The 10,376-nt window shown below is 47.0% G+C and carries 9 protein-coding genes; 3 read left to right on the top strand and 6 right to left on the bottom strand.

Going from position 1 to position 10,376, the window contains the following annotated elements:
- Positions 1-133: 133 nt before the first annotated feature.
- The 3 genes from carA (at position 134) to CAG60_RS00310 (ending at position 5,512) form a co-directional block, all read left to right on the top strand.
- Complete coding sequence (gene carA, locus CAG60_RS00320) at positions 134-1,273, top strand: glutamine-hydrolyzing carbamoyl-phosphate synthase small subunit (RefSeq protein ID WP_158137855.1); 1,140 nt, start codon at positions 134-136, stop codon at positions 1,271-1,273.
- 16 nt (positions 1,274-1,289) lie between these two features.
- A complete protein-coding gene (gene carB / locus CAG60_RS00315; RefSeq protein WP_161438015.1) occupies positions 1,290-4,520 on the top strand; it encodes a carbamoyl-phosphate synthase large subunit in 3,231 nt (1,076 codons plus the stop codon).
- A 206-nt stretch (positions 4,521-4,726) separates the two neighbouring features.
- Positions 4,727-5,512, top strand: coding sequence for a TSUP family transporter (locus CAG60_RS00310; protein WP_161438014.1), 786 nt, complete (start codon positions 4,727-4,729; stop codon positions 5,510-5,512).
- On the opposite strand, the gene CAG60_RS00305 is transcribed toward CAG60_RS00310, so the two are convergent.
- From CAG60_RS00305 to CAG60_RS00280, 6 genes are all read right to left on the bottom strand, one after another.
- Complete coding sequence (locus CAG60_RS00305; RefSeq protein WP_161438013.1) at positions 5,442-6,302, bottom strand: LysR family transcriptional regulator; 861 nt, start codon at positions 6,300-6,302, stop codon at positions 5,442-5,444. The two genes, CAG60_RS00310 and CAG60_RS00305, sit on opposite strands and share 71 nt — an antisense overlap.
- A 124-nt stretch (positions 6,303-6,426) precedes the next feature.
- The gene (locus CAG60_RS00300; RefSeq protein WP_040904674.1) at positions 6,427-7,047 is read right to left on the bottom strand and encodes a TRIC cation channel family protein; all 621 of its coding nucleotides are present in this window, start codon (positions 7,045-7,047) and stop codon (positions 6,427-6,429) included.
- Positions 7,048-7,129: 82 nt separating this feature from the next.
- Positions 7,130-7,948, bottom strand: a complete 819-nt coding sequence (gene btuF, locus CAG60_RS00295) for a vitamin B12 ABC transporter substrate-binding protein BtuF (protein WP_161438012.1) — start codon at positions 7,946-7,948, stop codon at positions 7,130-7,132.
- 2 nt (positions 7,949-7,950) lie between these two features.
- Positions 7,951-8,904 carry a cobalamin biosynthesis family protein gene (locus CAG60_RS00290; RefSeq protein ID WP_161438011.1) on the bottom strand — a complete coding sequence of 318 codons (954 nt, stop codon included), beginning with the start codon at positions 8,902-8,904 and terminating at the stop codon, positions 7,951-7,953.
- Positions 8,905-8,914: 10 nt separating this feature from the next.
- Positions 8,915-9,610 carry a 5'-methylthioadenosine/S-adenosylhomocysteine nucleosidase gene (gene mtnN, locus CAG60_RS00285; protein WP_004395933.1) on the bottom strand — a complete coding sequence of 232 codons (696 nt, stop codon included), beginning with the start codon at positions 9,608-9,610 and terminating at the stop codon, positions 8,915-8,917.
- Between the two features lie 95 nt (positions 9,611-9,705).
- Positions 9,706-10,065, bottom strand: coding sequence for a DUF1499 domain-containing protein (locus CAG60_RS00280; RefSeq protein ID WP_040904910.1), 360 nt, complete (start codon positions 10,063-10,065; stop codon positions 9,706-9,708).
- Between the last annotated feature and the right edge of the window lie 311 nt (positions 10,066-10,376).

The following is a 10,376-nucleotide window of genomic DNA, read 5'->3' as shown; positions in this document are numbered from 1 at the left end:
TGACAGGGATTAGTGTGAACTTTAGAATACCGCCAATTTGTCTAATATAGCCTCAAGCAACGTATCGCTGCGAACAGGAAGGCAGATTTGCGATTTAATTTATATTTAATGCATTTTTATTCTGGAGGTTGTCTTGAGTAAACCAGCACTGTTGGTCCTAGAAGATGGGACAGTGTTCCACGGAGTGTCCATTGGGGCAGAGGGTTTTTCCGTTGGTGAAGTTGTTTTTAATACTTCGATGACGGGGTACCAAGAAATTCTCACTGATCCTTCCTATTCTCAACAAATTGTTACTCTCACTTATCCCCACATTGGTAATACCGGAACCAACTCTGAAGACGAAGAATCCTCTTCTATTCATGCACAAGGCCTTGTGATTCGCGATCTCCCTCTTATCGCTTCTAACTTCCGTAATCAACGTTCTCTTTCTGATTATCTTAAATCACAAAATATTCTCGGTATTGCGGATATTGATACGCGTAAACTGACACGTATTTTACGTGAAAAAGGTGCGCAAAATGGCTGCATTATGGCTGGTGAGCATTGTGATGAAGCGTTCGCGTTAGCGAAAGCGAAAGATTTCCCTGGCTTAAAAGGAATGGATCTTGCGAAAGAGGTTACAACACAAGAAGCGTATGCATGGCAACAAGGTTCGTGGACGTTGGAAGGTGGACTTCCTGAAGCAAAAGACCACAGCGAACTGCCTTATCACGTCGTTGCCTACGATTTCGGAGCCAAGCGTAACATCCTGCGTATGCTGGTTGACCGAGGATGCCGCTTAACCGTTGTTCCGGCTCAAACTTCAGCCGAAGAAGTATTGGCACTGAAGCCTGATGGTGTTTTCTTATCTAACGGCCCTGGTGACCCAGCTCCGTGTACTTATGCAATTGAAGCCACTAAAGTGTTCTTAGAGAAGGGATTACCGGTATTTGGGATCTGTTTAGGACACCAAATTCTAGCCTTGGCTTCTGGTGCGCAGACAGTAAAAATGAAATTTGGCCACCATGGTGCCAACCATCCAGTTAAAGACTTACAGCGTGACGTAGTGATGATTACAGCGCAAAATCATGGCTTTGCTGTCGATGAAGCAAGCTTACCAGATACGCTGCGCGCAACACACAAATCACTGTTTGATGGTTCTTTACAAGGCATTCATCGTATTGATAAACCTGCGTTTAGCTTCCAAGGTCACCCAGAAGCAAGCCCTGGTCCCCACGATGCCGCACCTCTTTTCGATCATTTCATTGAATTAATTAAACAGCACACAGCCTAATTCGGAGTAGTAGACGATGCCAAAACGTACTGACATTAACAGTATTCTAATTTTAGGTGCAGGCCCGATTGTGATTGGTCAGGCTTGTGAGTTTGACTACTCTGGTGCCCAAGCCTGTAAAGCTTTGCGTGAAGAAGGCTATCGAGTGATTCTCGTCAACTCGAACCCGGCGACGATCATGACTGATCCAGAGATGGCCGATGCCACTTACATTGAGCCGATTCACTGGGAAGTGGTACGTAAAATCATTGAAAAAGAGCGCCCAGACGCGGTATTACCCACCATGGGTGGTCAAACTGCATTGAATTGTGCGCTGGAGCTAGAAAAACACGGCGTATTAGCTGAATTCGGTGTAGAAATGATTGGCGCGACCGCTGATGCGATTGATAAAGCCGAAGACCGCTCTCGTTTTGATAAAGCAATGAAATCGATCGGCTTAGCTTGTCCTCGTGCTGATACGGCAAAAACGATGGAAGAAGCTTACCGCGTTCAAGAAATGGTGGGTTTTCCTTGTATTATTCGCCCTTCTTTTACCATGGGTGGAACGGGCGGTGGTATTGCTTACAACAAAGAAGAGTTTGAAGAGATCTGCCGTCGTGGCCTCGACTTATCGCCAACCAACGAGCTGTTGATTGATGAATCACTGATCGGTTGGAAAGAGTACGAAATGGAAGTGGTGCGTGATAAAAACGATAACTGCATCATCGTTTGTGCGATTGAAAACTTTGACCCAATGGGCATTCACACGGGTGACTCGATCACAGTAGCACCAGCGCAAACGCTAACTGACAAAGAATATCAGATCATGCGTAACGCATCGCTAGCCGTACTGCGTGAAATCGGTGTTGAAACCGGTGGTTCAAACGTACAGTTTGGTATCAACCCGAAAGATGGTCGCATGGTGATCATCGAGATGAACCCACGTGTTTCTCGCTCTTCGGCTCTGGCTTCAAAAGCCACCGGTTTCCCAATTGCTAAAGTAGCGGCTAAATTAGCGGTTGGCTTTACGCTTGATGAGCTGATGAACGACATCACTGGCGGTGCGACCCCTGCGTCGTTTGAGCCGACGATTGACTACGTGGTGACCAAAATTCCACGCTTTAACTTTGAAAAATTCGCTGGTGCTAATGATCGCTTAACCACACAGATGAAGTCGGTAGGTGAAGTGATGGCGATTGGTCGTAACCAACAAGAATCGCTGCAAAAAGCATTGCGTGGCTTAGAAGTTGGTGTGAATGGCTTAGATGAAATGGTCGATCTTGATGCACCTGACGCATTGACCAAAATTCGCCATGAACTGAAAGAAGCGGGCGCTGAGCGTATTTGGTATATCGCCGATGCATTTCGTGCCGGTTTATCGGTCGATGGAGTGTTTAACTTGACCAATATCGACCGCTGGTTCTTGGTGCAAATTGAAGAACTGGTCAAGATGGAACAAGACGTCAAAGCGGACGGTTTTGCTGGGCTAAACGCCGATGTACTGCGTAAAATGAAACGCAAAGGTTTTGCAGATGCGCGTCTCTCGGCTTTATTAGGCGTGGCTGAAAGTGAAATTCGTCGCTTGCGCGATCAATACAACATTCATCCGGTCTACAAACGAGTTGACACCTGTGCCGCGGAATTCTCATCCGATACTGCGTACATGTACTCAACCTATGATGAAGAGTGTGAAGCGCAGCCGACCGACAGAGAAAAAATCATGGTGCTCGGTGGTGGTCCAAACCGTATCGGTCAAGGTATCGAATTTGATTACTGCTGTGTTCATGCTTCACTTGCACTGCGTGAAGATGGTTATGAAACCATCATGGTTAACTGTAACCCTGAAACTGTATCTACTGACTACGATACCTCAGATCGCCTCTACTTTGAGCCAGTAACACTGGAAGATGTGTTAGCCATTGTTCGCGTCGAAAAACCGAAAGGGGTTATTGTCCAATATGGCGGCCAAACGCCATTAAAACTGGCGCGCGCCTTGGAAGCGGCCGGAGTGCCGATTATCGGTACTAGCCCAGATGCCATCGACCGCGCGGAAGATCGTGAACGCTTCCAGCAAGCGGTAGAGCGTTTAGGGTTGCTGCAACCAGAAAATGCCACGGTCACCACCATGGAACAAGCGATTGAAAAATCAAGAGAGATTGGCTTCCCGTTGGTAGTGCGTCCTTCTTATGTGCTTGGTGGTCGGGCGATGGAAATCGTCTATGATGAGCAAGATTTGCGTCGTTACTTTAACGAAGCGGTCAGCGTATCGAATGAGTCACCGGTTCTGCTCGATCGCTTTTTAGACGATGCGGTTGAAGTGGATATCGATGCGATTTGTGATGGCGAGCGAGTCGTGATTGGCGGTATCATGGAGCACATTGAACAGGCGGGTGTTCACTCCGGTGATTCTGCTTGTTCACTGCCGGCTTACACCCTAAGCCAAGAAATCCAAGATGTGATGCGTGAACAAGTTGAGAAGTTAGCCTTTGAATTGGGCGTGCGCGGTTTAATGAACACCCAATTTGCGGTGAAAGATAATCAAGTTTACCTGATTGAAGTTAACCCTCGCGCTGCACGAACGGTTCCGTTTGTATCCAAAGCTACCGGCGCACCGCTGGCAAAAATTGCCGCACGTGTTATGGCTGGTCAGTCACTTGAGTCGCAAGGCTTTACCAAAGAGATCATTCCTCCTTACTACTCAGTGAAAGAAGTGGTTCTGCCATTTAATAAATTCCCTGGTGTTGACCCATTGCTTGGCCCTGAAATGCGCTCCACTGGCGAAGTGATGGGTGTTGGAGCAACGTTTGCTGAAGCTTACGCTAAAGCAGAACTCGGCTGTGGTAATGTGTATCCTGATGGTGGTCGTGCGTTATTGTCGGTACGTGAAGAAGATAAAGAGCGCGTGGTCGATTTAGCTTCTAAGTTGATCAAACTTGGCTATCAGCTAGATGCAACTCATGGTACGGCGGTGATTCTCGGTGAAGCTGGGATTAACCCTCGCCTAGTTAATAAGGTGCATGAAGGGCGTCCGCATATCTTGGATCGAATCAAAAACAATGAGTACACCTATATCGTCAATACCGCGGCAGGTCGTCAAGCGATTGAAGATTCAAAAGTATTGCGCCGTGGTGCTCTAGCTGAAAAAGTTAACTACACCACGACGTTAAATGCGGCATTTGCAACCTGTATGTCACATACCGCTGACGCGAAAGCATCGGTCATCTCTGTGCAAGAGTTACACGAGCAAGTCAAAGCCAGCTTAGCCTAATAACAATTAAGGTAAGTCGTTAAGGCTTATCAGACAACCTCATTGCCCGCTGAATTAAGCGGGCTTTTTTATCAGCTACAATACCCAGAGATCTCCCAAGCTTATATCGATGAATAAATGGAATAGGTTGTTGTCTTGTGTTTCGCTGTTTTGATGTTTTGAGCAGTGATAGTGTTGAGCTTTGTCATTCAAGATGTTGATTAGAAATGGAACTTTCACTGGAAGTATTGGGCCTGCTGTTTTTAGTGGCGGGCGTTGCGGGATTTATTGATGCCATGGCCGGTGGTGGTGGTTTGCTAACGTTACCAGCCTTGCTGGCGGCTGGGGTTCCTCCGACTCAAGCCTTGGCGACCAATAAACTGCAAAGCTCCTTTGGAAGCTTTTCGGCCACTTTCTATTTTGTCCGCCAAGGCTTAGTGAGTCTAAAAGCGATGCGCCTTGCCATTGCTTGTACTTTTGTTGGCGCGGCGCTTGGCGCAGAAGCGGTACAGTATATTGACGCCTCCTTATTGACTAGCCTTATCCCACTTCTACTTATCGGCATATCGCTTTATTTCTTATTGGCTCCGACTACTAAAACTCACACTGGGCCTGCACCTTTATCCGAAACCGCGTTTGCTTTCACGGTGGGTTTTGGTATCGGTTTTTATGATGGTTTTTTTGGCCCCGGTACAGGTTCAATCTTTACCGTCTGTTTTGTCGCTTTAGGCCATTTTGGATTGGTGGAAGCCACCGCGCGCACTAAGGTGCTCAATTTCACCTCCAACATTGCCGCGCTGACTTTTTTCTTAATCGCCGGATTACCCATTTGGCAGATAGGCTTAACCATGGCAGTTGGTGGCTTTATTGGCGCTCGTATGGGGGCAAAAGTGGTGATCAGCCAAGGTCAGCGTTGGATTCGCCCGCTGGTGATCACTATGTCTATGCTGATGGCGCTAAAACTGCTTTGGGAACAGCATCATGCAGCGCTGTTATCAATGCTTGGACTCTAATGCTGCGATAGCGGCTGGCGCGCAGACAAATATGAATTGGTCGAGTCAGATCGGCGAGTTCAGCAAACTCAAAGCAGTGCTCGGGCTCAATTTTTAGAGTGCTGACAATCGAACGTGGTACTAGGGCTGGTAACATACCGCCGAGTGCGAGCTGCGCAGCGGCGGTGTAAGAGTCCATCTCCATCGCGGGTCGAATGCCTTGTTTGTACAGCATGGCCGCTTGGTAGGTATTGGCGGGATTGGCTAAATCATTAGTGATCAGCTCGCTTGGCAGTGAGAACAGAGGTGCTTGGCTAATCACGGTAAATGGCTCATCGCCTAAATGAAAAGTCAGCAAACCGTGATTGGCGGGCAGATACCCCGCACAAAAGCCCAAGGTGGCTTTGCCAGACTGAACATTTTCGACAATTCGCGGTGTGTGGTTGGTGGTGATAACCCAATGTGGGTCGTGTTTTCGATGTTGCCCCATAGTCTGGCCAAGATAACCCGCGACTAAAGTCTCTGAGCAATCCATGCGCAGCAGCGTATTGTCTTCCAATGTTTTCTGCTCGAAAATTAAACCATGCAACTCATTAAACGTAGGGCCAATGCTGGCAATTAATTGCTCGGCATCTGCAGTCAATTTGATGTGTCGGCCCGCGGGAACAATCAGTTTTTTGCCGAGTTTTTTTTCTAAGTTAGCAATGCGCTTACTGACTGCCGATTGGCTGATATAGAGTTGGCTACCGGTACGGCTCATGGTTTTTTCTTTGCTGAGCACCAGTAAGGTTTCAATGCCTTCGAGTAACATAGGTTGATGACAAATGGGAATAGATGTCGCTAATGGTAACCTTGAACCATCGCGGTGTCGTCTACTAAAGTCACAAAGCTTGCGTATGGAGCATCACCAGCCATGATGACTGGTGATGGAGGGATTATTTAGTCAATGCAAAAGTCGGCAGTGATAAGTGCCAACGAATGGCGCATAAGCGGATGACGAGAGTTGAAATCACCCCGCATAGGAAAGCGCTCGAACTGTTATAATCTAAAGCGAGTGCGGTGGTATGTACCATGCCGCCGACAATACAGGCGGTGGCATAGACTTCACTTCTTAATACCATCGGGATCTCACGAGCAAGCACATCACGGATGATGCCACCACCGCAGCCGGTGATTACCCCCATAATGATGGCGATTAACGCTGATTCTTGGAAGATCAGTGCTTTTTCAACCCCAATAGCGACAAATACAGCCAGGCCAACCGCATCACAGACGGGCAGTATCCACCAAGCGACTCGTTTAGGGCGACGGACAATCAACATGGTTAATAAGCAGGTCGCGAAGATCACCCATAAATAAGTGGTATCAGTGATCCAAAAAACCGGCGTCGCACCTAGCGCCATATCGCGAATGGTTCCACCACCAATGGCAGTGACACTGGCTAGAACCACCGCACCGAAAGGGTCCATCTTTAATCGCCCCGCAAGTAGTACGCCTGAAATCGCAAACACCGCAGTGCCAAACATATCAATCAAGTAGAGCAGTGAAGTATCCAAAGTTGAGTCGCTCGCTTAACATTCCCTGTTAATTTGGGATGAGTGAATGGGAGCACATTGTATGCAACTTTTGCTGTTTTAGTTAATACTTTTCTATTTGGGCAAAATAATTGCAAACTTGCTCAATGGCGAGCAGTGATCTTGGGGTTTGGCGGTTGAGCCAATCAGCATTAAGGCTAGTAATCTGTCCTTTTTTTACCGCGGGAATTTGGTTTTTCCAGCGCTGCCACATAGTGCCTTGAGCCATCGCTTGTTCTGAAGTAAAGATGACTTCTGGTTTGGCGAGTAGCACCTGTTCAATACTGACTTGAGGGTAGGGGGCCGTGCTATGTTGGAAAATATTCACCCCACCACAAAAAGTAAAAATCTCACTTGGCCAACTGCCTTGCGCTAAGGTGATGATGGGCTTCTCACTTAATTGATAAAAATAATGCACATTATCAAGGTGAGCGTATTTCTGTCCGAGTTGAGCAAGCTGCTGGCGAAACTGATTGGCCGCTTGCATGCCTCTTGTTGGATCGCTGGCGTATTGACTGAGTTTCTCTATATCATCTGCAATATCAGTCAGTGTTTTAGGATGAGAATAAAACAAAGGAATGCCTAAACGAGCCAATTTTTCCACTTCACGCATGGCATTGCCTTCAGGCCAAACGATCACCAAGTCAGGTTGTAAGGTCAGAATCCGTTCAATATTGATCCCTTGATAATTGGCGACTCGAGGCAGAGTTTTGGCGGATTCAGGATAATCACTATAGTCACTGACCGCGATCAGCTTATCCCCTAGTCCGGCCGCGAAAACCAGCTCGGTGGCATGGGGAGCTAAGCTAATGATCCTTTCCGCAGCAGAAAGAGTGCAAAAAGGCCAAGAGAGCAGAAGTAAGAGAAAGAATCGGTGTGGCATGTTTATACGCCTTGATAAACGAGCAGTAACATAATGCTTTGTAAAATAAGCCAAAGCCATAATCTACGGGTAAGTAGTTGGCGTAACTGAGCTAAATGAAGGCTTGCTGGCACTATGCGCCCGCCAATTTTGGCGCGCACCGCTTTTTGCTGACCATAGATCGCTGGCCCGCCCAATGCTAAGTGTAATTTATTACCGACTGCACACAGTAGCCATCCCGGCCCCGGTAACGGCCAAGAGCGACTTTGGTTGAGCGTTTGCGTCAAATTATATTTAATATTATCGCCCATCAGGATCAGTAAACTAAATAAACGCAGAGGAATAAGATCGAGTAACGCGACAGCGCGAATGATCGGTAAACCAAACGGCTGAAATTGAGTACGAGAAGGAGACCAACAACGGGCTAATTCAACCATTAAACGATAAATAAACGCGCCGATCCCCCCGATTAATCCATACCAAAATAGAACCCCAACCAGGTTACGGCCAATACCCATAGTGATGGTTTCGACACTGGCTTTACCTAAACCGACCGGGGAAAGCGTCGACGTTTCACGATTAACAAACGGCACCAATAAACGGCGAGCTAACGGTTTATCCTGTTGTGCCAGTGCTTGACTCATCTGCTGGCTAAGTTTATCCGCACTGCGCCAATCGAGTGCTAACAGCAATAACGCTAATTCAAACAGTTGCGGATGCCAAACCAAAGGCTGAAAAGCAACGCACAGCATAATGGTAGGGATAATCATCAGCAGCCAAGCCAGCGTGCCGGAAATTAAGCTTTGTTGGTAATTGCTCGGTTTATTAACTTTGTCAGCTAATATTTCGGCAAATTTATGCCATAAGGTAATCGGATGGGCAGCGCGAGGTATCGGCAATAGCCAATGAAATAACAAAGCACCCCACATTACGAGTAGGGCACCATTGGCATAAAAGGGTTTGAATAATTCATCCATGAACAACAGGCTACTTTAGTAGTTCAACCATTTTTAGCACCATCGCTGAAGAGCTTTGCGCGGCTAGCGGCAAAAACTCATCAAAAGAGAGCGGTGAAGCTTTATCAGCGACATCAGAGATGGCGCGTACCACGACAAAAGGTACACCAAATTGATGGCAGGTTTGGGCAATCGCCGCCGCTTCCATTTCGACCGCTACTGCGGTTGGGAAATGTTGACGGATAAAGTTTTGTTTTTCTTCGCTGCAGACAAAGGCATCACCAGTGCAAATCAGGCCACGAACCGCATGTTTGTTGTCCATGGTTTGCAGAGCTTGTTCAGCGATTGACATGAGTTTCTCATCCGCCTGAAATGCAGCGGGCTGGCCAGCCATTTGCCCGATTTCGTAACCAAAAGCGGTCACATCGGCGTCATGATGACGGACTTCAGTAGAGATCACTACATCGCCCATGGTTAAGCTAGGATCAAAACCACCGGCTGAACCCGTGTTGATGACCACATCTGGTTGATATTGATTGAGCAATAATGCGGTGCCAACCGCGGCAGATACTTTACCGATCCCAGATTGAAGCAAGATAACCTCAACACCATGCAGCTTACCGCTGTAATAGGTGCAGCCACCTTGACTGACTTCTTGGCGTTGTTCGAGAGCGTCTTTTAAGATGGCGACTTCTTGTTGCATCGCGCCGATGATGCCAATTTTCATGTCATGTCTCTTTTCATTGGATAAAAATCACTGCAGTTTATCATGCTCGGCTAGGTTTGATCGAGATGAAGCAGAAAGGTAAACCGCTGAATAGACTATTGTAGCAAACCAGCAGCCGTCATTTTATCACGTAGTGTTTCAACTCGACGGCGATTAACGCCAAAATCGCTATAGCCAACTCGAGACTCTGAACGAACTTTTAACTGATCATGCTGCAGTTTAAGTTCCAAGTCATCGACAAAGCGTAATACACGTGTAGTGCATTCCACTCGTAAGTAATTCTCTTCTTTTTCAACGACTTCAGCGCCGGGTAAGGTTAATGCAATACGTTCAATTTGGCTAAGGGTCACTCCTGGGCGCAGGATAAACGGTGCCACAGAAAATTTTTCTCTCGACTCTTCCGTCGAGACACAGTTGGGTTTATTCCCACAAAGGTCGGTTGTTCGGTCGGTCATATTCGATGCAACGCCTCGGCTACAAGCAATGATAAGGAGTGATAACCCAATAATAATGAATGGCTTCACGACATTTTCCTACAGCGAATAAAATTTGAGCATAGCTGATATTTGTCGCTGAGGATAACCAATTATACGATTGATTGACGATCTTTGGTTTATTAAGGTCATGATTTTTCTAGTTTGACGACTAAGGCCGTTAAGGTTGAGTAATGAGACGATGTTTTTAGCAATAAAAAAGGCTAACACAAGGTGTTAGCCGTTTAAGATATCCCTTTCCTACCTGCAACGCTAAGTTGTTTGGGTATAGA

The sequence above is a fragment of the Vibrio sp. V33_P6A3T137 genome, assembly GCF_009904835.1.
Taxonomy (GTDB): domain Bacteria; phylum Pseudomonadota; class Gammaproteobacteria; order Enterobacterales; family Vibrionaceae; genus Vibrio; species Vibrio metschnikovii.
Note: the sequence above shows the minus strand (reverse complement) of the source record. Positions and strands in the feature narration are given on the sequence as shown.

What these genes read in the sequence shown, in the direction of transcription:
- carB (WP_161438015.1), top strand. Translation starts at nt 1,290, where the DNA reads ATGCCAAAACGTACTGACATTAACAGTATTCTAATTTTAGGTGCAGGC.
- CAG60_RS00310 (WP_161438014.1), top strand. Translation starts at nt 4,727, where the DNA reads ATGGAACTTTCACTGGAAGTATTGGGCCTGCTGTTTTTAGTGGCGGGC.
- CAG60_RS00305 (WP_161438013.1), bottom strand. Translation starts at nt 6,302, where the DNA reads ATGTTACTCGAAGGCATTGAAACCTTACTGGTGCTCAGCAAAGAAAAA.
- btuF (WP_161438012.1), bottom strand. Translation starts at nt 7,948, where the DNA reads ATGCCACACCGATTCTTTCTCTTACTTCTGCTCTCTTGGCCTTTTTGC.
- CAG60_RS00290 (WP_161438011.1), bottom strand. Translation starts at nt 8,904, where the DNA reads ATGGATGAATTATTCAAACCCTTTTATGCCAATGGTGCCCTACTCGTA.
- mtnN (WP_004395933.1), bottom strand. Translation starts at nt 9,610, where the DNA reads ATGAAAATTGGCATCATCGGCGCGATGCAACAAGAAGTCGCCATCTTA.
- CAG60_RS00280 (WP_040904910.1), bottom strand. Translation starts at nt 10,065, where the DNA reads ATGACCGACCGAACAACCGACCTTTGTGGGAATAAACCCAACTGTGTC.